Annotated in this window: 1 protein-coding gene; it reads right to left on the bottom strand. The window is 45.7% G+C overall.

All coding sequences use genetic code 11. The features are described 5' to 3' along the window. Nucleotides 1-98: 98 nt before the first annotated feature. On the bottom strand, nt 99-455 hold a 357-nt coding region (gene purN, locus ACYVRH_RS14635), incomplete at its 5' end, for a phosphoribosylglycinamide formyltransferase (protein ID WP_461257594.1).

Below are 455 nucleotides of genomic sequence, written 5' to 3'. Positions count from 1 at the left end.
GATAGTGTATTACTCACGCGTCGATTAGGTAGTGAGATTGTTGTTAGCAATCTCAGCGTATTAGCTCACGCGCAGATAACGGACAAAAACCCCACTCCCTATTCCCTACTCCCTATCTCTCCTTTGCAGAACATTTCTACCGCTTTGGGCAAGATTACCCACTCAGCCTCGCGCATTACACGTTGTTGCAGGGACTCTGGCGTGTCATCTGGGAGCACATCTACCGCTTTTTGCAGAATGATTTTTCCGCCGTCTACTACTTCGGTTACAAGGTGGACTGTCGCGCCTGTTATCTTTACGCCGTATTTAAGGGCGGCTTCGTGAACTTTAAGACCGTAAAAACCTTTGCCGCAAAATGACGGGATTAACGCGGGGTGAATGTTGAGTATTTTGTTTTCATATTTTTTTATCAACTGCGTACCAAGTACGGATAAAAATCCCGCTAGAACTATAAG

The sequence above is a fragment of the Treponema sp. R80B11-R83G3 genome (genome assembly GCF_054786115.1).
The sequence above is the reverse complement of the archived record's forward strand: the minus strand, read 5'-3'. Positions and strand labels throughout refer to the sequence as shown.